The organism is Planctomycetota bacterium, from assembly GCA_018242585.1.
Lineage (GTDB): Bacteria > Planctomycetota > Planctomycetia > Pirellulales > PNKZ01 > JAFEBQ01.
Genome location: JAFEBQ010000007.1, coordinates 23,136 through 46,598, shown reverse-complemented (window position 1 = coordinate 46,598; position 23,463 = coordinate 23,136). Strand labels below are relative to the sequence as shown.

Annotated in this window: 18 protein-coding genes; 10 read left to right on the top strand and 8 right to left on the bottom strand. The window is 61.2% G+C overall.

Annotation, left to right across the window (positions count from 1 at the left end; all coding sequences use genetic code 11):
• Nucleotides 1-333 precede the first annotated feature (333 nt).
• On the bottom strand, nucleotides 334-1,734 hold the full coding sequence (locus JSS27_03445) for a DUF1501 domain-containing protein (GenBank protein MBS0207988.1): 1,401 nt from the start codon (nucleotides 1,732-1,734) through the stop codon (nucleotides 334-336).
• 267 nt (nucleotides 1,735-2,001) lie between these two features.
• Here JSS27_03445 and JSS27_03440 point away from each other — a divergent pair, with 267 nt between their 5' ends.
• From JSS27_03440 to JSS27_03415, 6 genes are all read left to right on the top strand, one after another.
• On the top strand, nucleotides 2,002-3,381 hold the full coding sequence (locus JSS27_03440) for a DUF1800 domain-containing protein (protein ID MBS0207987.1): 1,380 nt from the start codon (nucleotides 2,002-2,004) through the stop codon (nucleotides 3,379-3,381).
• 24 nt (nucleotides 3,382-3,405) lie between these two features.
• Complete coding sequence (locus JSS27_03435; GenBank protein ID MBS0207986.1) at nucleotides 3,406-4,635, top strand: DUF1501 domain-containing protein; 1,230 nt, start codon at nucleotides 3,406-3,408, stop codon at nucleotides 4,633-4,635.
• A gap of 152 nt (nucleotides 4,636-4,787) precedes the next feature.
• Nucleotides 4,788-5,672, top strand: a complete 885-nt coding sequence (locus JSS27_03430) for an alpha/beta hydrolase (GenBank protein MBS0207985.1) — start codon at nucleotides 4,788-4,790, stop codon at nucleotides 5,670-5,672.
• A gap of 327 nt (nucleotides 5,673-5,999) precedes the next feature.
• Nucleotides 6,000-8,174, top strand: coding sequence for a catalase/peroxidase HPI (gene katG / locus JSS27_03425; protein ID MBS0207984.1), 2,175 nt, complete (start codon nucleotides 6,000-6,002; stop codon nucleotides 8,172-8,174).
• Nucleotides 8,175-8,317: 143 nt separating this feature from the next.
• Nucleotides 8,318-9,232: a hypothetical protein gene (locus JSS27_03420; GenBank protein ID MBS0207983.1), complete on the top strand. Its 915-nt coding sequence runs from the start codon at nucleotides 8,318-8,320 to the stop codon at nucleotides 9,230-9,232.
• 87 nt (nucleotides 9,233-9,319) lie between these two features.
• The gene (locus JSS27_03415) at nucleotides 9,320-9,670 is read left to right on the top strand and encodes an STAS domain-containing protein (protein ID MBS0207982.1); all 351 of its coding nucleotides are present in this window, start codon (nucleotides 9,320-9,322) and stop codon (nucleotides 9,668-9,670) included.
• A gap of 215 nt (nucleotides 9,671-9,885) precedes the next feature.
• Here JSS27_03415 and JSS27_03410 read toward each other — a convergent pair whose 3' ends face one another.
• A complete protein-coding gene (locus tag JSS27_03410; GenBank protein MBS0207981.1) occupies nucleotides 9,886-10,302 on the bottom strand; it encodes a thioredoxin family protein in 417 nt (138 codons plus the stop codon).
• Nucleotides 10,303-10,608: 306 nt separating this feature from the next.
• Between JSS27_03410 and JSS27_03405 the strand changes: the two genes are divergently transcribed.
• Nucleotides 10,609-12,192, top strand: a complete 1,584-nt coding sequence (locus JSS27_03405) for a hypothetical protein (GenBank protein ID MBS0207980.1) — start codon at nucleotides 10,609-10,611, stop codon at nucleotides 12,190-12,192.
• A gap of 686 nt (nucleotides 12,193-12,878) precedes the next feature.
• Here the strand turns inward: JSS27_03405 and JSS27_03400 are convergent.
• From JSS27_03400 to JSS27_03385, 4 genes are all read right to left on the bottom strand, one after another.
• A complete protein-coding gene (locus tag JSS27_03400) occupies nucleotides 12,879-13,811 on the bottom strand; it encodes a response regulator (GenBank protein ID MBS0207979.1) in 933 nt (310 codons plus the stop codon).
• Nucleotides 13,812-14,098: 287 nt separating this feature from the next.
• Nucleotides 14,099-14,587 carry a hypothetical protein gene (locus tag JSS27_03395; GenBank protein MBS0207978.1) on the bottom strand — a complete coding sequence of 163 codons (489 nt, stop codon included), beginning with the start codon at nucleotides 14,585-14,587 and terminating at the stop codon, nucleotides 14,099-14,101.
• Nucleotides 14,588-14,773: 186 nt separating this feature from the next.
• The gene (locus tag JSS27_03390) at nucleotides 14,774-16,024 is read right to left on the bottom strand and encodes a hypothetical protein (protein MBS0207977.1); all 1,251 of its coding nucleotides are present in this window, start codon (nucleotides 16,022-16,024) and stop codon (nucleotides 14,774-14,776) included.
• 198 nt (nucleotides 16,025-16,222) lie between these two features.
• Nucleotides 16,223-17,734 (bottom strand): hypothetical protein, encoded by a 1,512-nt coding sequence (locus JSS27_03385; GenBank protein ID MBS0207976.1) that lies wholly within the window; start codon nucleotides 17,732-17,734, stop codon nucleotides 16,223-16,225.
• A gap of 269 nt (nucleotides 17,735-18,003) precedes the next feature.
• Here JSS27_03385 and JSS27_03380 point away from each other — a divergent pair, with 269 nt between their 5' ends.
• The 3 genes from JSS27_03380 (at nucleotide 18,004) to JSS27_03370 (ending at nucleotide 20,568) form a co-directional block, all read left to right on the top strand.
• Nucleotides 18,004-18,198 (top strand): hypothetical protein, encoded by a 195-nt coding sequence (locus JSS27_03380; GenBank protein ID MBS0207975.1) that lies wholly within the window; start codon nucleotides 18,004-18,006, stop codon nucleotides 18,196-18,198.
• 179 nt (nucleotides 18,199-18,377) lie between these two features.
• The gene (locus JSS27_03375) at nucleotides 18,378-18,746 is read left to right on the top strand and encodes a DUF1559 domain-containing protein (GenBank protein MBS0207974.1); all 369 of its coding nucleotides are present in this window, start codon (nucleotides 18,378-18,380) and stop codon (nucleotides 18,744-18,746) included.
• Between the two features lie 259 nt (nucleotides 18,747-19,005).
• Complete coding sequence (locus JSS27_03370) at nucleotides 19,006-20,568, top strand: ascorbate-dependent monooxygenase (GenBank protein ID MBS0207973.1); 1,563 nt, start codon at nucleotides 19,006-19,008, stop codon at nucleotides 20,566-20,568.
• Between the two features lie 106 nt (nucleotides 20,569-20,674).
• On the opposite strand, the gene JSS27_03365 is transcribed toward JSS27_03370, so the two are convergent.
• Complete coding sequence (locus JSS27_03365; protein ID MBS0207972.1) at nucleotides 20,675-20,908, bottom strand: hypothetical protein; 234 nt, start codon at nucleotides 20,906-20,908, stop codon at nucleotides 20,675-20,677.
• Between the two features lies 1 nt (nucleotide 20,909).
• Nucleotides 20,910-23,402 carry an NACHT domain-containing protein gene (locus JSS27_03360; GenBank protein ID MBS0207971.1) on the bottom strand — a complete coding sequence of 831 codons (2,493 nt, stop codon included), beginning with the start codon at nucleotides 23,400-23,402 and terminating at the stop codon, nucleotides 20,910-20,912.
• Nucleotides 23,403-23,463: the final 61 nt, after the last annotated feature.

Genomic DNA, 23,463 nt, shown 5'->3' with positions numbered 1-23,463 from the left:
ATCGATGGGCCGAAATATCCCATTAGCCCGGTTCACCGGGCTTTCATTTACCCAAGCAGTGCGGTTACTGATAAGCCCCGTAGAACGGGGCTAAAATGCGGGAAACTCCTACGCTTGCCCCAGGCGTAAACGCCTGGGCTACGGAAAAGTGTCAGCTTCATCTCGTCACCAACACGCGTCGTTGCACAGATGACATCGTTCGGCAGTCAGCCTACTACTTGGCTTGAGAGCTAGAGAAACCACGCGTGAATTACCGGCGTCTTAGTCTCGGTTGCACTACGACACAGGGCGATCAGCACGCGTCACTATCCTGAGGTGCAACCGACAAAGCGTTCACGTAGCCGCGGCGGTGAAGAGCGGCTCGATCACTTCGCCGTGATTGAGGACCAGCGGGCGGTTGAGCCGATCGCGGAAGGTGGCGTCGGGGGGCACGCCCAACAGATGATAAATCGTCGCGCCGACATCCTCGGGGGCGTAAGGCTTGGTCATTGGGTAAGCGCCGTGCCGGTCGGACTTGCCGATCACCTGGCCGCCGCGCACGCCAGCGCCGGCGAACAGCCCAAAGAAGCAGGGCCCCCAGTGATCGCGGCCCGCCTTCGTGGCCCCGGGCGGCGCGTTGACCTTGGGCGTGCGGCCGAACTCGCCCATCATCACCACCAGCGTCTGGTCCAGCGCGCCCGTCGCCGCCAAATCTTCCAATAGCGCCGACATCCCCTGATCGACCGGCGGCAGCAGGTTCTTCAGCGACGGGAAAATGTTGCTGTGATGGTCCCAAGTCTGCGCCCCGCCGATGTTGACCTGGACCACCGGCACGCCCACGTCAACCAGCCGCCGGGCCAGCAACAGCGATTGACCCGTGCGGTTGCGGCCGTAGCGATCGCGCTCGGCGTCGGACGCCTTGTCCAGTTCAAACGCCCGGGCAAAGCGGCTGGAAGTGAGCAGCGAGAACGCTTGCTGTTGTTGATCGGTCAGCCGGCGAATCTCGGACAGCTCGGACAGCTCGCGCTGGCGCCGATTGATCTGGTCGAGCAACTCTTGCCGGTCGTTGAACCGACCGACGTCGATGCCCGACATCAGCTGCAAGCTCTGGACCTTGAAGTCCTTGGCGTTGGGGTCACCGACGATCTGCCACGGATCGTGCTTGGGGCCGAGCATGCCGGCGTGCTGCCCGGGCCAGGTCAGCGGGCTGGCCATCATGAACGTGGGCAGATTGACCCCGGTGGGCAGCTCGTCCGTTCGCGGACGAAAGTAGTTCAAGGCCGACGAGTAGCACGGCCAGTCATCGCGCGAGGCAACCTTGTCGAAGAAACCTCCCGGCTGAGTGTGCCCGGTCAACATCCAGTGAGTCGACATCAGGTGATTGTTATCACCGTGCGACAGCGAGCGGATGATCGCGTACTTGTCGGCCTGCGCGGCCAGTTGCGGCAAATGCTCGCAAATCTGAAAGCCGGGCACCTTGGTGGCGATCGGCTTGAATTCGCCGCGGATTTCATCCGGCGCGTCGGGCTTCATGTCGAACGTGTCGTGATGACTCGGCGCGCCGGTCATCCAGACCAGAATCATCGACTTGGCCTTGGGCGTGTTCGACGGTCGCGGCGCGCTTTGACCAGCGCTTCCCAGCAAAGAGTTCAGCCCCAACCCCATCACGCCGGAATAGCCGACCTGCAAAAACGCGCGGCGACCCGTCAAGGCGGCAGCCGGCGGCGAGATCGAGCTGAGGTCGGGCGTGGGCATTCAGTAGCCTGGGCGGGTGGGTGCGTGGCGTGCGGCGAAAGCGGGAGAGCCGATGTCAGTAGCGGCGTGGTCTCATCAGTGTATCTCGATGGTTGCGCAAGCGTCAATCTGACTGCGCCGGTGGTCCCATGCCAGATTACGAATGCAAGCCCAACCCTGGGCAAAGTTTGCCGCAAGTTGGGCGGCTGACTACCATGAATCTATTCGGCACTTCGCTTCATAGACGCATAGTTCAAAACAAGCAACGCTCAACAGGTTAATCGTCGCGTGGGCGCTTACCTTACACCCTGGGTTCCCAGCGAGTCGCGCCCGTTCGACGCGCGGCAGGCGGCGCATTTGCTGCGCCGCGCTGGCTTCGGCGCCTCGCCCCAGGAGATCGCCGCGGCCGTGGCCCAGGGGCTCGAAGCGACCGTCGACGCGCTGTTCGATCGGGCCGACGACGAGGAAGCCGAGTTTCAACAGGCGTTCGCCGCCATCGAGTCCGGCTTCGTCAATCTGAGCGACGTCGGCTATGTCCAGGGGTGGTGGGTCCACCGGATGTTGCGCACGCGGGTGCCGCTCAAGGAAAAGCTCGCGCTGTTCTGGCACGGCCACTTCGCCACCAGCATCCACAAGGTCGAAGACCCGTACCTGATGCACCGGCAAATCGAGACGTTGCGGCAACTGGGGGCGGGGAGCTTTCGCGATCTGGTGCTGGCCGTGGCCAAAGACCCGGCGATGCTGGTTTACCTGGACGGTCAATCGAGCACCAAGGAGCATCCAAACGAGAACTTCGCCCGCGAGTTGATGGAGCTGTTCACCTGCGGCATCGGTCATTACACCGAGCAAGATGTCCAAGCCGCGGCGCGGGCGTTTACGGGCTGGCACCGGCAAGGGGCCGAGTTCGTGTTTGAGGGCGAAGTTCACGACGGCGGCCGCAAGGAGTTTCTGGGCCAGGCGGGGAAGTTCGACGGCGGCGACATCGTCGAGCTGTTGATGCAGCAGCCGGCCACGCCCCGGTTCATCGCCACGAAGCTGCTCCGGTTCTTTGTCACGCCCGAGCCGCCGGACGCTCTGGTTGACGAGGCGGCCCAGTTGCTCGACCGGACGCAGTTGAACATCAAGTGGTTTCTGCGGACGTTGTTTCTGTCGGAGTATTTTTTCTCCGACACCTGTTACCGACGGCGGATCGCCAGTCCCGTCGAGTTCGCCGTCGGCACGGCCCGCACCCTGGGCGTTCGTATTTCTGGCACCGAGGTTAAGGACTATCTCTCGGCGATGGGGCAGAACTTGCTCGCGCCCCCCAACGTCAAAGGCTGGGACGGCGAGCAGAAATGGATCAATTCGAGCACCTGGCCCAAGCGGCTGGACTATGCGCGCTTGGTGGCGGGCGCGGCCAGCGAGACGCCGTTCGGCAATGACCTTAATATCTCGGCGATTGTCCCCGACGAGATGATCACGCCCCCGCAAGTCGTCGAGCGACTGGCCGAAGTGCTGTTCCAGGGGGAACTGCCGGCGGAACTGAAGCCCAAGTTGCTCGACCTGCTGGTGACCTTTGGCGAGGAGCGGAACCCGCAGGTGTTCCGCGACGACCTGGGATCGCGACACGATCGGATTCGCGCTGGCATCGCGGCGCTGTTGTGTACGCCGGAATACCATACGTGTTAAGTCACGCAGAGTGAGACGACAGCCATGTTGACACGGCGACATTTCTTGGGTCAGGGGGCGACGGGGCTTTCGGCGGTGGCGCTGCAGGGCATGATACCGGCGCTGTTTGCCCGGGCCGCCGAGTCAGCCGCCCAGGCCGACAAGTCGGATCGCGTGCTGGTCGTCGTGGAACTAGCCGGCGGCAACGATGGTTTGAACACCGTGGTGCCGTTCGAGAATGACTTGTATTACAAGAACCGGCCCACGCTCGCCGTCGCCAAGGAGCAGGCACTGCGGCTGAACGATCAACTGGGGCTGCATCCGGCGCTCGCGCCGCTGCACCCGTTGTTCGACAAGGGGCAACTGGCCGTGGTGCAAGGAGTGGGCTATCCCGAGCCCGACCGTTCGCACTTTCGTTCGATGGAAATCTGGCACACGGCGTCGACCGGGCGGTCGCGAACCGGCTGGCTGGGTCGCTACTTCGATCGGCCGGGACAGGCAACGCCGCCCAGTACGCTGGCCGGCGTGGCGCTGACCGACCAGTTGCCCCAGGCCTTGCAGGCCGAGCGCTTCGTCGCGCCGGTCGTCAGCTCGCTCGAAGCGCTCGACTCGGCCGTGCAGGACACGGTCGTCTCGACGGCCCTGCTGCGCGAGCTGAGCCAGTCGCGCGGCAAGGCCAACGGCGCCGCGGCCTTCATCAGTCAACAGGCGAACGAGACGCTGCAAACCGCCGAGCAGCTGCGCAGCGCGGCGGGGCGCTATCAAGCGACCGTCACCTATCCCGAGACGCCACTGGGCATCCAGTTGCGCCGCGCGGCACAGATTATTCAAGGCGATCTCGGCACGCGCGTGCTGTTCGCCTCGCAAGATGGCTACGACACCCACGCGACCCAGGCCGACCCGCACCAGGCATTGCTGACGGACCTGGCCGGCGCGTTGGCCGCGTTTCAGAGCGATCTGGCGCAACTGGGCCTGGCCGACAAGGTGGTGACCATGGTGTTCAGCGAGTTCGGCCGCCGCGTCGACGAGAACGCCAGCCACGGCACCGATCACGGAGCCGCGTCGTGCCTGTTCACGCTGGGGCCACAGGTCAAAGGGGGCGTGATCGGCGAGCACCCCAGCTTGGAAAAGCTCGACGACGGCGACCTGATCTATCACACCGACTTCCGCGCGGTCTATGCGACGATTCTCGATCGCTGGCTGATGAGCAACAGCGCCGAGTTGCTCGGCGCGAAGTTCGCGCCGCTGGACTTCTTGCCAGCGGCAAACACTTGAGAGCGTTTCCCGGCAATTCCGCAACCGCCGTTGACGTGCCGAGCTCGATTCAGGGCCGGATTACGGAAAGATTGGATTCCGCCCCGGTCGCTAGGGTAAATTGAGTGGCCTCAGGCATCCGCCGTCACCCCCGCCCGATCACGGAGTTCAGCATGTCACGCCTTGCCCCGCGCTTGATCCCTTGCCTGCTCTTGTTGTTGGCCGTTGCCGCGCCGGCGTCGGCCATGCGCATTACGAAGGATGTTCCCTACGCCACGCCGGCCCTCGAGCGACAGGTGCTCGACATCTACGCCCCGGACGACGTCGGGCAAAAGAAGCTGCCGGTCGTGTTCTGGATTCACGGCGGCGGCTGGCAGCAAGGGGACAAGTCTGACGTCGCTCTGAAGCCGGCGTTCTTCGTCGAGCGCGGCTTTGTCTTCGTCAGCACGAACTATCGCCTGTATCCGCACGTCGAGATGGGGGAGCTGATTCGTGACGTGGCCCGCTCGCTCGGCTGGGTCCACAAGCACATCGCCGAGCACGGCGGCGACCCCAGTAGGATTCTCGTCGGCGGCCACTCGGCCGGAGCGCAACTGGCGGCGATCATCGCGACCGATGATCGCTACTTGAAGGCCGAGGGGGTGCCGTTCGCGGCCTTGCGCGGCTGCATTCCCGTCGACGGCGACACGTATTATCTGCCGGCGATCATCGCCGTGGCCGAGCTGCGGGCCTATATGCACGGGCTGCCCATGCCAGGCAAGTCGGGGCATCGCGTCAAGTTCGGCAACGATCCCGAGAAGCACCTCGACTTTTCGGCCGTGACGCACGTGGCCAAGGGGAAGGACATCCCGCCGTTCTTCATCATGTTTGTCAGCGGGCATCCCGACACGTCGGCCCAGGCCCGACGGCTGGCCATGGCGCTCGAGTCAGCCGCGATTCCCGTCCGACTTTACGGCGGCCGCGAGACGACGCATAGCAAGCTGAACAACGACATCGGCCTGGCGGATGACCTCGGCACGAAAGCGCTGGTGGAGTTCGTCAACGGCGTATTGAAGTGAGGACGAGATTCTTTTACAGACTCTCATATATGGGCGCGAGTGCCATGCTCAAGGAGTAGGTCAGGCCTTGGCCTGACGCAATTGTGCGCACAACTTTGTCAGGCCAAGGCCTGACCTACGGTTTACCAGTCAATTCGGGTGCCATGTTCAAGCCCTCCAGGTTTGAGCGTGTGAAGCGTGTAGCGGCATGCTCAAGTCTGCTGACTTGAGCATGGCACCCGGAATCGAGGATTCGTCGGAGGTTGGCGGTCCCTTCCCGGGACGGTAAAACGATGGCTGATTCACGCAACGCTATTCAACCATGAATGCCAGGATGGGAGAACTGATATGTCCACCGAAGCTCAACGCCCCGCCCAGCATGTCGCCGGCGGCGGCACGTCGAATCGTGACTGGTGGCCGAAGGAATTGCGGCTTGACCTGCTGAGCCAACACTCGGCCCGGTCGAATCCCATGGGCGAGGACTTCGACTACGCGGCGGAATTCAAAACGCTGGACCTGGCGGCCGTCAAGAAAGACCTCGCCGCGCTGATGACCGAATCGCAATCCTGGTGGCCCGCCGACTTTGGCCACTATGGTCCGCTGTTCATTCGCATGGCCTGGCACAGCGCCGGCACCTATCGCACCGGCGACGGCCGTGGCGGCGGGGGGCGAGGCCAGCAACGCTTCGCGCCGCTGAACAGTTGGCCCGACAACGTCAGTCTCGACAAAGCCCGCCGGCTCCTCTGGCCGATCAAGCAAAAGTATGGCCGCAAGCTCTCGTGGGCCGACCTGATCATTCTGACCGGGAACGTCGCACTGGAAACGATGGGCTTCAAGACGTTCGGCTTTGGCGGCGGGCGTGAGGACGTGTGGGAGCCGGACCAGGACGTCTATTGGGGCGTCGAGAAGACCTGGCTCGGCGACGAACGCTACACCGGCGATCGCAACCTGGAGAACCCGCTGGCGGCCGTGCAGATGGGGCTGATCTACGTGAACCCCGAAGGGCCGAACGGCAAACCCGATCCGGTGGCCGCGGCGCGCGACATTCGCGAGACGTTCAAGCGAATGGCGATGAACGACGAAGAAACGGTGGCGCTGATCGCCGGCGGGCACACCTTTGGCAAAACTCACGGCGCGGCTCCGGCCACGAACGTGGGGCTCGATCCCGAAGCGGCCGGCCTCGACGAGCAAGGGCTGGGTTGGAAGAACAGTTTTCGCAGCGGTGTCGGCGGCGACGCGATCACCAGCGGCCTGGAAGTCACCTGGACCACCACGCCCACCAAGTGGAGCAACAACTTCTTCCAGAACTTGTTCGGCTACGAGTGGGAGCTGACCAAGAGCCCGGCCGGCGCGAACCAGTGGGTAGCCAAGGGGGCGAGCGCGACGATTCCCGACGCGCACGATCCGGCCAAGAAGCGGCTGCCGACGATGTTGACCACCGACCTGGCGTTGCGCATGGACCCGGCCTATGAAAAAATCTCGCGGCGCTTCTTGGGGCATCCCGAGCAACTGGCCGAGGCGTTCGCCCGAGCCTGGTTCAAGTTGACGCATCGCGACATGGGTCCGCGTGCCCGATACCTGGGGCCGGAAGTTCCATCGGAAGAATTGATCTGGCAGGACCCGATTCCGGCGGCGAACCATCCGCCCGTCGATGCCAAGGACATTGCCGCGCTCAAGAGCAAGGTTCTGGCCGCCGGGCTGACGGTCTCGCAGTTGGTCTCGACCGCGTGGGCGGCGGCGTCGACGTATCGCGGCTCGGACAAGCGCGGCGGGGCGAACGGCGCGCGGATTCGCCTGGCCCCGCAAAAGGATTGGGCCGTCAACCAGCCTGCTCAACTGGCCCAGGTGTTGAAGAAGCTCGAGGAGATTCAAGCGGCGTTCAACGGCGCGCAATCCGGCGGCAAGCGCGTTTCGCTGGCCGATCTGATCGTGCTGGCCGGTTGCGCCGGTGTGGAGCAAGCGGCCAAGAACGCCGGCCACGAAGTGACGGTCCCGTTCACGCCGGGACGGATGGACGCTTCGGCCGCGCAAACCGACGTCGAATCGTTCGCCGTGCTCGAACCGATCGCCGATGGCTTCCGCAATTACTTGAAGGGGAAGTACACCGTGTCGGCCGAGGCATTGCTGGTCGATAAGGCCCAGTTGCTGACCCTGACCGCGCCCGAGATGACCGTGCTGGTCGGCGGCCTGCGGGTCTTGAACACGAACGTCGGCGGGGCCAAGCACGGCTTGTGGACCAAGCGGCCCGAGGCGCTGAGCAACGACTTCTTCGTACACCTGCTCGACATGCGAACCGAGTGGAAGCCGACGTCGCCGGCGGCCGACACGTTCGAGGGACGCGACCGCAAGACGGGAGAAGTCAAAGAGACCGGCACGCGGGTCGACCTGGTCTTTGGCTCGAACTCGCAGCTTCGTGCCCTAGCCGAAGTCTACGGCAGCGCCGACGCCGGCAAGAAGTTCGTTCAGGACTTCGTGGCCGCGTGGGACAAGGTGATGAATCTCGATCGGTTTGACTTGAGGTGATTTGGATCGCTGGCTGGCCAAGTGGGCGACTAGTGTCCGACACTCCGCGTACTACGGCAATGCGGCAAGGCATATTCGCTTCGGTGTGATTCGAGCCGGCGCAGGTTTGTACAACCACCATGTGCATATTTGCTCAACCAGTAATGTCCGTTAGCAATACGCAGATTTTTGCGCGTATTTCGTCGCGAGGCACACAATTCCTGGCCTACCAAATGGACTATGAGTCACTCGCTGACAACGCGATGATTCTGCCGATCCCGGTGAACAAGCCGGTGCGAGACGATAGCTTGCGATTCATTGATTTGTATGATTACCCGGACCTGTTCGACGATCTGGATAGCGGCTTTCCGTATAAAGCCCCTGTAACATTCTCGATTGGCTGCTCTGCCGCACGACACCTCATGTCGCGGCAGAATTTGCAGGTTTTCGAGGTCGGCAATTACATCGCTTCATTTGTGCCAAACCTTGTCGACTTTTCACGCCTCGATCCACGATTTACCCTTCCCCAGACCGTTTGGTCACGGCTCCCGCAATACCAAGATTATGGATTCGCGGTGTTTCAGCTTGCGGCAGGATCGTTGAAGCCGCATCCGATGGCATTTGAATTTCAAAGGGCCGGCGATTCGGTTTACTTTCCGACGATGCATATCCATGACGGAGTAGTTCACGACACCGAGGAATTTGATCACGTTCTCTATCTGCAACATGCGGGCTTCGACAGCCGAGTTTATGGTTACGACAATTCCGACGTGATCGATGAGTCGACCGGCTTGGTGCGATCCAAATATATTGCGAAGCGGTTTTGTAGCATTGCGCGTTCAGCTGGAATTATTCAATCAGACTTGCTGGTGCATCGAAGAGTCATTCGCGGCAACCATCCAAATAGTGACACTTGGCTTTCGACTGCGGGTGACCCGGAAAACCCAACATTGAACCTGCGTCCGTGGTTGTCATATGTTCCTTGGCTGCTCACCTCCGGAGCGGTGTTCTGGCTCTTTGCGCGACGCTACCGATTGAAGAAGATGAGAATCGCCGACCAGCCGACCGCACAGAGTTAAGTCAGTCGTGATAGTCCTTCACTTGCCTCGGTCAACATCGACTGAAGCGTCGAAAGCGGCCGCAATATCTTCATCAGTAGTACCATCATGCTTGACTTTGAATACGAACGAGCCGGTCAGAACAACGATATTCTGGTGGTGGTCCTCTCGGGCACCCTCGACGAGCAGACGTGCGGCTACCTGATGGAATGCGTCAAAGAGGACGTGCTCGAAGGCTCCACGAAAATGATCTTGGACTGCGAGCGGCTCGATTTCATTTCCAGCATGGGCTTGGCCATGCTCGTCCGGGTGAGCTCGCGCATGAAGAAACTGAACGGCGACGTGAAGCTGGCGGCCGTCCAAGGCCTGGTGGCCCAGGCGATTCACGCCGTCCGGCTGAATCTGCTGTTTCAGATTTACCCGACGGTCGACGATGCCATTGCCGCCCACGGCGGGTGAAGGAAGGGAGCATGCCTATCGGCCAACGTACGAGCGGGGGTTTGAATCGCGTTAGGAATCGTTGAGCCGATCGCCTCGTTACGCTCGCGAAAGTTGGTAGTGGGTCAGTTTGCATTTAAGACGTTGGGTGGCAAGGGCAGAGCGCCGCGATGCCATGTTCCAGCCAGCGGACTTGAGCATGCCGCTGGGCGTCTGGCTCAATGGAATCGTGGTTGCTACTTGGCCAACTGTCGATCGATCCATTTCCGCAACTGGTCGTGGTCGACAAAGCCGACCCGGTGGGCGACGGCCGCGCCGTTGTGGAACAGATAGACATCGGGAATCGACGACACGCGATAATGTCGCGCTAGGGCGTGGTTCCGCCCGACGTCGATCTTGACCACCGCCACCTGGCCGCTGCTGGCCAGTCGATCGAGTTCCGGTTCGAGCATCCGGCAGGGCGGACACCAATCGGCGCCGAACTTCACGATCACCGGTTGCTTGCTTTCGAGCACCGTGGCCCGAAACCAGGGGTCGTCGGGCGTCGCGCGAATCGGCCCGAAGCCAAAGCCCGACTCATAGGCCAGGTATCCGCCGGCGCCGACGGTCAAGAGCACTACCACGGCATTGAGCAGGAAGTTGAAGCGGTTCATCGCGATTCTATGAGGTGATAACGAGTGGTTCGGCCCAGGCAAGTCTACGTCACAACTTGACCGTGCCAGGTCGCGGAACCGTGCAAATCGATGCGATCGCCCTGGGGACGGGCCGCGTGGACAGCCGGGCAGATCGCCCCCTTCATCTCCCTCTCCAAGACCGGCTCGCCGTCAGGTGCGGTGTGGTTCGCGACCAGGATTAAATTGCACTGGTCTGGTCGGCAGCTTAAATTGATTGACGCCGCCTGCCTGCCATTGAAACTCCCGCCTGATTGCCGCCACCCTCCCTCGCAAAGGACCATTGCCATGAACGATGGGCTGCGACGTTCTCTCCTGGACTCATTCATCTCGCGACGACGCTACTTGTTCACCGCGGCCAGCGGCATGGCGACGGCGCTGTTTCGCGGGCTGGTCGGCAATGCGTCGGCGGCCGAGCCCGCGCCCGGCGCGGCCCCAGGGGCGAGTCTGATTCGCGACGAGAATCAACACGCGGGCGCGACCGACTGGCAACTCACGCGCGTCCGCGCCGACAGCGAGGGCTTTCGCTCGCCGTGGATTGAAGGGTATTGCTCCAAGCAGAGCGTGCTGGCCGGTGAGTCGCTTGACATCATGGTGTCGAGCAAGCCGGCCCGGCCGGTGTTGCTTGAGATTTTTCGCACCGGCTATTACGGCGGCCGCGGGGCGCGGCACATGCAAACGCTCGGCCCGTTTTCCACTAAAACGCAGCCCACGCCCGTGCCCGGCGCCAAGGATCTGATCGAATGCCAGTGGGAGCCGACGGTCACGTTGACCATTCCCAAGGACTGGCCCAGCGGCGTCTACCTGGGCCGATTGACCACGCAAGTCGACGAAGCCAAGGAGCCGTACTGGCAGAGTTACGTCGTGTTCATCGTTCGCGACGAGCGCCCGGCGGACATTCTGTTCCAGTGTTCCGACAACACGTGGCAGGCTTACAACCGCTGGCCCAACAAGTACTCGCTCTACACGCATCCCAAGGACGGACAAGGCCCTTGGGCCGATGTCAGCTTCGATCGACCCTACGGCCGCGAAGCGCAATACACCGGCGTGGTGAACGACCCATTGACGGTCGGCTCGGGCGAGTATTTGCCGCTCGAGTTTCCGTTGGCCTATTGGCTCGAGCAGCACGGCTACGATGTTTCGTACTGCACGAACAGCGACATGCTCACGTCCGAGCGCGGCCTGAAGTGCAAAGCCTTTATCAGCGTCGGGCACGACGAGTATTGGGACATCCGCCAATATGAAAGCGTCATGAAGATGCGCGACGCCGGCGTGAATTTGATGTTCTTGTCCGGCAACTCGGTCTGCTGGGTCACGCCGTTCCGAGCCAGCGGCGACGGCCGGCCCAATCGGATCATCTTCCGCGGCGGACCCTACGGCGGCGACGCCCCGCATGCGCCCAGCAGGGCGGCCAAGCATGGCCCCTTCCCCCATCACGGGCCCGACGAGGGTTTGTTGATGGGGGCGAGGAACGTCGAACCTGTCAACGGCGGCGGCGATTGGGTGATCGTCCAGCCCGAGCATTGGATGTTCGCCGGCACGGGAGTCAAGCGCGGCGATCGCATCCCGGGCCTAATCGGCTGGGAGTATCACGGCAACCCGCCCAACCTGCCAGGATTGGAAGTCGTGGCCGAAGGAACCGCCTGGCAAAGCGGTCAGAATCCACAGCACTGGACGGCGACGATCTATCCTGGGCCGAAGGGCAACTTCGTGTTCAACGCCTCGACGATCTTTTGGGTACAGGGGTTGTCGTCGCCGCCGGGTCACACGTTGCCCTGGTCGCACTGGTCGCGCCCGCACGGCCCCGACGAGCGCGTGGAGAAGATCACGCATAATCTCTTGCGCCGCGCGATTGCCGGGCAAGGTGCGTAGTACATCGCCCGTCGTTAGTTGTCCGTTGTACTCTGGGCGAGGGCCCTTGCGTTCGCAGCGGGTTGTTCCAGGTTGCCGACGCCGGCGTGCTCGTTCGACTGGTTTCCCGCAGGAGGCGCGATGGAGTTTGGCGCCTGCGCCGCTGGGGACGTAATCGTGGTGTTGATCACCAATAAACCATTCCGAATCGATTGAATCCCCCTCGTTTTTCGCAACTGCGTCGGCCTCAAATACTTCTGATTCGCCTGCTGGGAAAGGCGGCATCATCGGCGACCTGATTTTCCAAATACCCGCCAAGAAAATTGTTGACGATTTTGTCAAGCAGGTGTAAATCAGAGGTCAGCGACGTTGATACGTCGCGCGTCAATGCGATCGAATGAAGGGCGTGGCCCGCGGGCGCTTAATCGCCGGCCGCGCCGTTCCGATGGCGGAAGGACGCAAGGTTGTGATGGTGTGAAGTCGCTCGATCCGGTCTCTTACCGCGGAGGGCAATTCATGCAAGATCCGCCTGGTCGGTATCGCTGAGAGGTGGTGCGGCGCACAATCGCCTGCGTCCGCCCCTCAGTTCCGGTCTTCTTTTTACAGGCACAACGCATCAAGATAGTGAGATTCTCAAGGCAACAAGGCCCCGCAATGCCCTCCGGCGTTGTGGGGTTTTTTTGTTGAAGAGTGAAGCCGACGTCACGCTACGCCCCGTGCGTGGACATTGTGTTTTTCGCGGCGTCGTGGCAGCGGCGAATCAGCGTCACGTGATTGCCCGTCTCGTTGTACGAGACCTCGTCCATACTCTTGTGCATCATCAGCAAGCCGCGCCCGTGTCCTTCGTCAAAGCTGTTCGTCACTTCGCGATCGAGCACTTCTTGCGGCTTGAAGCCGTGTCCTTCGTCACCGATGTCGAAGCGGGCGCCGAATGTTGAAAGGTGCGTCGTCACGGTGACCTTGCGGTTGCAGTACGGCGGCGAGGAGCACCGCGCGGCAATCCGTGGATGGTCCCCTTCGGGGGACAGCAACGGCTCGGCCGCCATTTCCTGCTGGCTGAGCTCTAGATTGCCGTGTCCCATGGCGTTGGTGATCGCTTCTTCGAGCGCCAGCCCGACGTTGATTCGTTCGACGGGGTCGAACAAGCCCATCTCGGCCAACTGCTGTTGCACCACATCGACCAGCGGCCGAATCAACGAGGGGTCGTTTTCCAGGATGAAGTAGCACGTCATCGCGCCGATGCAGCGCACCACCCGCTCGCGCCGGCGATCGGCCTCGCGCCGCGCGAGAACCCGCTGCACCGTGTCGGCCAGGATTTCGGTTTGTTGCGACTTGGGAACGTAGCAGGCGGCCCCTTGCTCCAGGGCCGTCACGGCCAACGTCTCGTTGCCGAAGGCGGTCAGCAGAATGATCGGCACGTCACAGAATCGCTCGCGAATCACGTTGACCAGTTCCAGCCCATTCATCTCGGGCATCATCAGATCGGTCAACACCAGATCGGGGGGCGCGTGCTCGACGCGCTCGACGGCCTGCACGCCGTTTTCAGCGAACTCGACTTCCACTTCCCCCAGCGTTTTGAGCAGCCCTCGCACCAGATGCCGCTCGACCACCGAATCGTCAACCACCAGAATTTTGGTCATGCTGGCTCTCCCTCGCGCTCATGTCAGGTGACAGACGAGGGCTTCGTGCCGTAACGTGCCAGGCGCTCGCTCCATGAAACATAGAGTGCCCTGCCCGTGAGGCATCCCCTGGCACCAACTGAATTATACCGTCGCCGTTCTTAAATAATTGCACACTTCCGGGACAAGCTAGCTCCAGGGGGAGGGGCTGCGGCTCCCCCTGGAGCGCGGCATTCCTCGGGAAAAGCGGTCGCGGCCGGGTTGGGCCGGCGCTCGACGGACCAGATGTGCCTCGCCGCACACGAAGATTACGAAGCCGTGTTGGCCTTGGGCTTGGCTTTTGGCTGGGCGGGCTTGGGACTTTGGAACAACGGCGCGATGTTCAGCGCGTTCCAGACTTCATAGTCCTTGCGTAAGCGCGCAACAATGTCGGGCTTGGCGCTGGCCAGATCGGTTGCTTCGCCCACGTCGGCGTCCAGGTCGTACAACTCGTCAGGCCTATCCCGAGTGAGCAGAAGCTTGTAGTTTCCCTCGCGCTCCGCGCCCGAAGCGCCGCCGCCGGTGCGCCAGAACATCCGTGGGTGCGGGACGCCGGTTCGTTCGCCCGTCAGGTACGGGATCAGGTTCACTCCGTCGAGCGAGTGCTCCTTGGGCACTTGGGCTTCGGTAATCGCCGCCGCCGTGGTGAAGAAATCGAGCGAGCTGACCGGCGGATCGTATTGCTTGCCGCGAGGCAGCCGCGCCGGCCATCGGGCGCAGCGAATCGATCGGCAACGAGACGCGGCTTCATCGGCCACGCTGTCATCGACCGCGTCTCGGCCTTCCGCGTTAGGGCTGGCGCTTTTGCCCGAGGTCGATGGTATTGTCCCAAAGCCGAAAGGGGGCGAAGTCGATGAAGGCAAGCGTCCCGCCGACAGCGGCGTCACCCGCCGCGTGCCGGAGGTGAAAGCGAAGAAGTAGGCGGTGACTGCGATCGGCGCGTCTCACTTCTTATGCCCGGCGGCTGGGTGCTCGTGATTGGCCGTCAGCGGTTTGCCCGTCTCAATCAGCACCGACGAGAACTGGCGATACAGCGTTTTGAGCGAGACGTGAAAAATGCCGTGCTTCGTCTCGAAGCCGTTCTCCACGCCGGGCGTCCCCTTGGGGGTGAAGTCGTTTCCCCACGGATTCCACATGGTGACCTGGTCGGTGGCGTGATCGTACTTGAAGATCGCGTAAGCGTGGCCATAGCCGAGTTTGGGAACCTTCTGGTGACCCTTGGGCGGGTTGTCGCTCATGCCGACGCCGACCAGGTGGCCGCGGGCCAGCGCGGCAGGAATCGCCTGGCGCAGCTCGGCCAGCCTCGCCTTTTCGTGCTCGGGGTCGCGGAGCGTGATCCGCTCGACCTCGTGGCCGGTGTACATCTCGATCACCTTGCCGGTCGAGCCACCCGAGGCGATGGCGTCGGTCACTTCGCCGGTGCGTTTGGCGGCCGGGGCCGTGGCGCGCATCCGCTGGCCAAACGCCTTTTCCAGCACCGTCAGCCACAGTCCGTCTTCCAAGCTGGCGGCTGAGTTGTTGACCAGCATCTCGGCGTCGGACACATGCTGGACCGTGATGTTCGTGCCGTCAGGAAAGCGGACTTCAAAAGCGCCGTTCGATTGGGGCGAGATCATCTGCTTGAGCTTGCTGGGGTGATGGGCCGCGATGTTCCCCGTGACCGAGAAGAAAAAGCAGTCGCCGATCGAGCCTTGCCGCATCGCCTTGAAGTCAGGACCGTCGCCGGCAAACAGCCGATGCGTCAGCGTCGTCAGCGCCTTGAGATTCTGCTGGAAGCGGGGCTCGTAGCGATACTCCTTGGCCGCTCCTTGGGCCGCGTCGAGGGCCTTGATCGGCCCTTGGTCCGCGCCGTGCAGCAGGCTGGCCTCGCTGACCGCGTACTCACCAGGCGTGGCCGCCACGCGCATCCGCTCGCGCTGCTTGATGGTCGCCAAGGCCGCCGCCGCTTCCCCTTTGATCTGCGAGCGGTTCATCAGCGTGTCGATCTCTTTGGCGTCCAGCTTGCCGTCGTGGTTCAAGTCCCACTCGGCGAAGTGGGCCTGAACCACTTCGGCAAACGTGCGGGTCGCATGACTGCCGGCCTTGTGAGCGGGGGCCGCGGCCGACGCCGCCTCGCGCGGCTGGGCCAGGGCTGGGTGACACGCCAGGCCGACGGCCAGAACGATCAGCCACTTGGAACGATGAAGCGTGCGCATGGTCGATGACTCAACGTGCCAACTCGCTGTCAGCTTTACGCAAGCGTTTCTGGGCCGGTTCGATTGCATTCTGACGAGAGTGCAATGTTTCTTGCTCTTGTCGCTAAAAGAGTGAAACACCCGTCCCGCCAACTCAGTCTAGTTCGCCAACGAAGCCGCTTGAAGCAGGCTGTCAAAAAGTCTCGCCGCCGCGCTGGGTCAACGGCCAAGTGTCTGGTCTTCGCCCGCCGGGCGTTCCCAGTCGATCGCCGAGTCACGCCGCACCCAGATGTAGGCGGTTTTGCGCTCGGGGCCGTACGGTAGTTTCACCTGCCGGTAGTCGCGATGGAAGCGCGGGTCGGCCGCCATCTGTAGGCCCGAGACGAACATGGGCTGCGGGCTGCCGATGTGAAACACGATCAGCTCAGGCCGGCGGTCGAGCACGTAACGCCCGTCGCCGTGGTCGTGAGCCAGCCAGCCGTCGCTGGTCGCCGGCGGTTGCCGGGCAATGTGCCGATCGCACAGCCCCAACATATCGAGCGCGGGAAACTCGGTGTAATAAGGCAGGCACCCGGCCGCGGTGACCGCCATCAACGGCCGCGCGTCACCAGCCCGGCGGCGCAGCTCGAGCGCCAACTGCTGGCCGCCCCATTCCCAGCGCTCTTCGTTGGCGCGACGACATTCGGCGTCGCGCGACTCGATGATCGCCGACGCAGCCAGCAGCGCTGCCGTTCCAGTCAGCAATGCGAGTGGCCGCAAGCCGGCGCTTGCTAGCCACTGCACTCCCACGACCGTTAAGCAGGCCAAGCAGACTGCGACCGGGCCGAACATGCGATAGGCGGGAAAGACGTCGCCGCCGATCGCCGCCACGTAAGCCAGCCAGATTGCGGTCAACGTGGCCAGTAGAATCACCGCGCGACGACGGTAGCCCCGTACGCCGGCCACGACACCCATCGCGGCGGCCACGAACAACGGCAACACCACCCAGCAGCCGTGCCGGACATAGTCGAGCCCCAGCCGCAGTCGTTCGACGCTCGGAGCCAGCTTCACATAGGCCGTATTCGGCAGCCAGTCGTGGTAATACCAGAGTCGAAACGCAAGCTGGCCACCGACGGCCAAAGCAGGCAGCGCCGCCAGCACCAGCGCCATCCGCAGCCGCACGAACCCGGCCGCGACCGCGACGATGATCGCCACGAGCAACAAGCCATCGGGACGCGTCAGGCACAGCAGCCCGAGCGGCAGGCTGGTTTGCCACAGTTGACGGTTCGTCGACGTGTCACCTTCGAGCAGCTTGATCGTCGCGGCGATCGACCCGATGAGAAACATGCCAAACAACGGCTGTTCTAGCCCGGCGATCGACCACACCGCCAAGGGGGCGCTCAACGCCGCCAAGGCCGCCGCGACCAGACTGGGTATGAATGACGTCGTGCCGCGTCCGCGAATGCTTGATGCGAACAACCAGGCCACGGTCGCCCCGGTGCAAATCATGCCGAGCGCGCGAGCGGCCGTGACCAGATCGACGCCGACCGCGCCGCTGGCCGCCATCAGCAGCACCCAGAGGAGATTCGAATAGCCTTCGACCGATTCGCCGTCGGTCCAGGTCAGCCCCTGGCCGCCGAGCAATCGCGCGGCAAAGCGGAGCGAAATGAATGCGTCGTCCGAGAAGAAGGGGTAGTAGTAGCCGGCATGCGCGACCAGAATCGCCACGGCCACGTAGAGCATGCTCCGCATGAAGGTCGCTCTCCCGGTCCCCTGCCCTGAAAAAATGCGTTGATCTGACCAGAGCAATCCTCTTGAGCATACATCGCTCGGTCACCCAAGTCGGCGGCTCTGCCGCCGTGAACGGTGGCAGAGCCACCGGCTTGGAAACGCCGCATTGAATCAGGAATCGCTCTTGCCAGCGAATATGATACAGTGAAAGCATCACTGCGTCCCGCATCGGCGCGGCTCAGCCGGGCGATTCAAGGCACGTACGACCGATAGGTCGACAGGGGGTAACGATGTTCCTGTTCGCTCAAGCGATGATCGAGAACCACGCGGTGGCCCAGTCGGGTATCGGGCTCGGCTCGGCGATTGCGGTCGTCTGCTCCTGGCAGCGGAACCGCTCGATTCTGTGGGCGATCTTGGCCGGACTGTTGTCCTGGTTTTACGTCATCTACTTCGCATTGACCCGCCGAGACGACGAGCGGAGATGAGTTGAGATCAATAGGCTGCCAGCAAGGTATTTTGTCAGAACTTGTGGCAGTGTGCCAATTCGATTCGGTGTGTCGCACAGGTGCAAGTATGTCTCAGGCCGTCCGGGGCCATTGATATTGGCCATAGCCTTATGCGCCGCAATGGTTGCCATCGTGAAGGGGTAAGTCGGCTGCGAGCCATGCTGCTCGTTGCCGGAATCGGTATCGCCGTCGTGATTGCAATCACGCTGGTGATTCGCGTCATCGCTGATGCCCGCGCTAGGTCTGACAAGCTGCGCTGTTCGCAGCTGCCAGCCGCGCTGCGTACCAAGCTTGCCACTGCCGACTGTCCGTACGATTATGCTCGACCGTCTTCAAACCATGTCGGTGGTGTCAACGTGGCTTACTGCGATGGTCATATCCAGTTTCTTAGCGACGAGACGGAATACTTCGTCTACTGCCTTTTGATGTCCCCGGACGGAAAGAGCGCAAAACCTCCAGGAAAGACAGACCCTATCAAGACCGGATGGTTTGGCCTTTCCGTCGACGTGAGCAGGCTCAATCGGTAGCGCCTGTATGTCCGTTACAGTTCAGTAGGTCACGCCTTGGCCTGACATCGTCTCGCTTGCGTTGCGCGAGGCCCGAAGCCAATCGAGTTGAGACCATAACATCGTCACGCCCCAGCCTGACCTACGGGCTTTCTCATAACTTTTGCCAGCATGCCCAATCGCCTTAGCCGCCAAACGGAAACTTATGGCACGCAGTTAGGGTACTACCCGGTATAATGCGGCTCCTTCCTGCCATCGTCCCCCCGGGTGCTGTCGAGTCATGTCGAGTTTCTATTCGCTGCTCTTCGTCGCGCTGACCGCCACGCCGACTCCGGCGGCTTCGTCGCCGATCACTTACGCCCAGCATGTCGCGCCGATTCTGTGGAGCAACTGCGCCGGGTGCCATCGGCCCGGCGAGGTGGGCCCCTTTTCGCTGTTGAAGTACGAGGATGCCGCTAAGCGAGCCGACTTCCTGGCCTCGATTACCGCCGAACGAAGGATGCCCCCTTGGAAGGCTGCCGAAGGATTCGGCGAGTTCAAGGATGAGCACCGGCTGACTCCGCAAGAAATCGACCTGATCGGCCGGTGGGCCGCGGCCGGAGCGCCGGAAGGGAACCCCACCGATCTGCCCGAGCCCCCCAAGTTCGTCGACGGCTGGCAACTGGGCGAGCCCGATCTGGTGCTAGAGATGAAAGAAGAGTTCACCGTGCCAGCCGACGGCCGCGACATTTACCAGTGCTTCGTCATTCCGATTCCCATCGACGAGAACAAGACCGTGGCGGCCGTCGAGTTCCGGCCGGGCAATCGTCGCGTCGTCCATCACGGCATCTTGTACTTGGACTCGAACGGCGCCGCCCGAGCCAAGGACGACAAGGAGCCCGGCCAAGGCTACCGCAGCTTTGGCGGCCCGGGCATCTTGCCGACCGGCGGCCTGGGGGGCTGGGCGCCGGGCGTGACGACGCGGAAACTGCCCGAAGGGGTCGGCAAGTATCTGCGCAAAGGGTGCGATCTGGTCATGCAGATCCACTATCACCCCAGTGGCAAGGTCGAACAGGATCGCTCGCGCGTCGGCATTTACTTTGCCAAGACCGAGGCCAAGCTGCTACTCGGCGGGCTGTCGATCGTCAGCCGGGGATTGAACATTCCGCCCGGCGCCGACAAGCATCGCGTGACGGCCAAATGTGAACCGCTGCCCGTCGATATCAAAGCCCTGGCCGTTTATCCGCACATGCACCTGCTAGGCCGACAGATGAAAGTCTATGCCGAAACGCCCGACGGCAAGCAGTTGCCGATGGTGTGGGTGAAGGACTGGGACTTCAATTGGCAAGGTTCCTACGTGTTTGCCCAGCCGCAGCGATTGCCCAAGGGGTCGGTCATTCACGTCGAAGCCGAGTACGACAACTCGGAGAGCAATCCGCACAATCCGAACTCGCCGCCGAAGTTGGTTACCTGGGGCGAAGAGACCACCGACGAGATGTGTCTGCTCACCTGCGTGCTCGTGACCGACACGATGGACGATCTGCGCCAGATCGTGAAGATGCGAAACGGCTGGCTGGGGGCGGCCCTGGCGGGCGGGGCGAACCTCGCCGACATCGACGCCCTGACGAAGACCACTTCAAGCTCGCCCGACGATCTGATCGTCTCGGTCCTGTTGGAACAGGTGCTCAACAAGGGCTTCAAGATTCCCGATGTGGGGAAAGGGCAACTGACCCAGTACGACAAGAACGGCGATGGCTGGATGGACCGCGCCGAGTTCGACGCTGCGCCGGCCGTAGTTCAGGTCTTGATTCGCGAGACAGCCAAAAGCCACATCCGCGAAGAGCTCGCCCGCTTGAAGAAGTGACCGAGTCGCCGAACGGCGGCGGGTTGCTTGCGCGGCGGAGTTAGTTAGCCATTCAATCGTTCGAGTAGCCGTTCCAGACAATCGACCAGGAGTTCTTGTTCCGATCTCATTGTCGGGCCGCTTCCAAGCGTTGCCGCAAGCGGCGTTCGACCTCTTCGGGACCGGCGTCGGGAAATTGCTGACGAATCCCCTCGCGCGCCACTTCGCAGGAAAAGGCGTGCAGGTCGAGCGCGATCTTCAGGCGCTGCTCGCCGGCCATCGCGCGGTAACGCTCGATCTGTCGAGCCAGCGCCGCTTCGGGAGTCGTGAGGCTTCTCGCTCCGTGGTAGTTACGTGGCACGTTAGTTCTCGTCATTGTCGCAAGTTACATTTTCGTCTTCTCTGAATTCTTCGACTAGCTGACGAACGACTTCAGGCGTGTACCGCGCCTCGAGCATCATTTCGTCCAAGAGATCGTCTTCACGGCCTAATGGATAACGCCTGTGCACCTGCGTCAGAAGCTTGTTAACATTACCGGTAATGCCTGCGTGAAAAAGGATGACGTTTCTCCACCACGGATCATGAAAATTATCTACCAGCACCTCCAATTGCTGGCCGGAAACGACATGTTCGGCGGTTAGGTATTCCTGATAGGAGAGGTGACCAAGAGAGTATTCCCCAACTCCTTCGGGCACAATAATGCTATCGCAAAGGCGAAGTTCGTCGATAACGTCTTCGATCGCCAAGTTCTCGTATGTCTTGGCGAACGACGCATTCCAAATCTTTGCGGCGGTCCGTTTATCGAATCGACGACGGTGCTTCAAGTGGAGGGAGTACGCGAGCCGCTTAAGAAAATGGCGCTTGTCGGACTTGACTATGCGTCTAGGACGTTTAACTTGCCGCTGACGGTCCCATCGCTCCAATAGCAATTCAAACCTTCGCTCATACACTTCTGCCCGGGAGTGTGGCAGGCCGAAGTCATTTTCATGTAGCGAAGCTACGATTGTGGCCGTCATCGGATTGGCACACACAGCCCGAATATGGCTGTTCTTGCCAAAGAACACCCTGATTTCGTCGAGTTTGGTTGGGCTCAACTCGAACCATTTATTCATGAACGCGTCTAGCTGCTCTTCAGTAAACGGAAGTAAGTTCGTCACGGCCCATATGGCGGGTAGTTGCAGATTCGCGATATCGCGCGACGTAATAATCAGTCTAGGCGACTTACTTGCGGCCTCGGAACGTAGGGTCTCAAAAGCAGTCTCAAAAGGTGTTCCCGCGTTCATCGCGCTGAGTTGCCTGTAGTCCATCGCGCGAATTGGGCGACTGATGCCTAAATGGCATCCTTTCTTCTTTGTATCATCGCGGAGGAGAATCACGTCGTGAAATTCTGTCGGCACACGACATTCGCGACCATAGCTTCCGTCAACTCGCACTTCTTTGGGAATATGAAGCATCGCAAGTATTTGCTTGCCAAGTGCCGGCCCGAAAGTCGCAGCTTCGTCGGCGCCGTCAATAATGACCAGTTGTGTCGCGGACAGAACGTCCGCAATCGGAACGCCTGGGTCGGTGGCCTTTAACGATTGAAGAAACGCATCCAATGCCTCGAAGAGACTTGTGTCAGGTGATTCAATGCGACTGCACGGAAAGTAGATGCAGGAAATTCCCTTCTCAATCGCAGCATCCGCCAACCGCTGAGCAAAGCACGTCTTTCCAGAGCCCGCATCGGCAACTATTGCAATGTGGTTTTCTGCACTAACCAATACGTCCGGACACACGTCAGGTATCACGAGCGCACGAGGTGAGGTTTCGTCTGAAGAGGGAACAAACATATCTTTATCACAGACGCGAACGAGCGAATTCACCACTGCGCCGCTCACCGCAATATCGTCGATGAGCGCACAATCTTTGGCTGCCTCTGCTCCGGAGATACGTTCCTGCAATTTCTCAATGAACGCAGCGAGATTTGGTCGCCGAAAACTGACGTCCTCCAGTAGCTGAGTGGATTCTGCTTCGCTGGTTGCACTACTACTTTTCGTTTTCGAGTTAGCGCCGCTATAACGACTCTTGATCGGGTCGAGGAGTGGCGGAACGGTATGAAGCTTGGGCACCTGGCAGTAAAGCGCTTGTATCGCGTTAAAGTCATCGCGGCGAATAGTGAATCCGGTGCGTCCACTTAATTGCAGCTTGCCTGATAGCAATGAGCCGAAGTCGCCCCCAACAGGAGACGCACTAAGATTCACATAAAACGACTCGAGGGGCCTTTGCTGGGCCAATTCGAACGCATGCCATTCGCGGTGGAGGGAAACGTAAGCACGCGTCGCAGTTGATAGGCTCGTGCCTGGATATGCGAGTGTTGCGTATAATTCTGGTACGCAATCGTGAATGAGCGCCACAAGTTTTTCCGGACCGATGATTTTCGACTGTCGTCGGACCTTGTCGAGAAGGAGATCTGCATCCGCGAGTGGCGCATCAGGCAAGTTATACGTGGTGATAAACAGAACTTCTTTGGGGAGTTCCTTTTGGTTGGTTAATGGGCTAAGGACCTTGGTTTCCGCGCAATGCAATAGTTGCTGCAAGGCCGTACTTACCGACGACTCCGACGAAAATGAGCCCGAGAATTCAGAATTCTTGACTTGTATGACGCTGAGAATTGGATCACGGAACGAATCGGGCATCACAAAAATAAAATCTTTCCCTCGCTCAAATGGCCCATGAACATGCTCGAGGTGGGTTGCTCCCATAGCCTTGAGTAGTGGAATCACGATGGTTTCGCGGAGCTGCCGTTCGCTCATTAGACGTAATGCAGCCAGCACGCGATCTTTTGTGGCAATTTCAGCGGGTTGCGCTTTTGGCATTTGAGTTCTGAATGCGTTCGAAGCCATAAACGAGCGTTAGTTGTGGATCGCGGCGCATTGT

Excerpts from the sequence above, each read along its gene's own strand:
- JSS27_03445 (MBS0207988.1), bottom strand. The coding sequence starts at position 1,734 with ATGCCCACGCCCGACCTCAGCTCGATCTCGCCGCCGGCTGCCGCCTTG.
- JSS27_03435 (MBS0207986.1), top strand. The coding sequence starts at position 3,406 with ATGTTGACACGGCGACATTTCTTGGGTCAGGGGGCGACGGGGCTTTCG.
- JSS27_03430 (MBS0207985.1), top strand. The coding sequence starts at position 4,788 with ATGTCACGCCTTGCCCCGCGCTTGATCCCTTGCCTGCTCTTGTTGTTG.
- katG (MBS0207984.1), top strand. The coding sequence starts at position 6,000 with ATGTCCACCGAAGCTCAACGCCCCGCCCAGCATGTCGCCGGCGGCGGC.
- JSS27_03420 (MBS0207983.1), top strand. The coding sequence starts at position 8,318 with ATGTCCGTTAGCAATACGCAGATTTTTGCGCGTATTTCGTCGCGAGGC.
- JSS27_03415 (MBS0207982.1), top strand. The coding sequence starts at position 9,320 with ATGCTTGACTTTGAATACGAACGAGCCGGTCAGAACAACGATATTCTG.
- JSS27_03410 (MBS0207981.1), bottom strand. The coding sequence starts at position 10,302 with ATGAACCGCTTCAACTTCCTGCTCAATGCCGTGGTAGTGCTCTTGACC.
- JSS27_03405 (MBS0207980.1), top strand. The coding sequence starts at position 10,609 with ATGAACGATGGGCTGCGACGTTCTCTCCTGGACTCATTCATCTCGCGA.
- JSS27_03400 (MBS0207979.1), bottom strand. The coding sequence starts at position 13,811 with ATGACCAAAATTCTGGTGGTTGACGATTCGGTGGTCGAGCGGCATCTG.
- JSS27_03390 (MBS0207977.1), bottom strand. The coding sequence starts at position 16,024 with ATGCGCACGCTTCATCGTTCCAAGTGGCTGATCGTTCTGGCCGTCGGC.
- JSS27_03385 (MBS0207976.1), bottom strand. The coding sequence starts at position 17,734 with ATGCGGAGCATGCTCTACGTGGCCGTGGCGATTCTGGTCGCGCATGCC.
- JSS27_03380 (MBS0207975.1), top strand. The coding sequence starts at position 18,004 with ATGTTCCTGTTCGCTCAAGCGATGATCGAGAACCACGCGGTGGCCCAG.
- JSS27_03375 (MBS0207974.1), top strand. The coding sequence starts at position 18,378 with ATGCTGCTCGTTGCCGGAATCGGTATCGCCGTCGTGATTGCAATCACG.
- JSS27_03370 (MBS0207973.1), top strand. The coding sequence starts at position 19,006 with ATGTCGAGTTTCTATTCGCTGCTCTTCGTCGCGCTGACCGCCACGCCG.
- JSS27_03360 (MBS0207971.1), bottom strand. The coding sequence starts at position 23,402 with ATGCCAAAAGCGCAACCCGCTGAAATTGCCACAAAAGATCGCGTGCTG.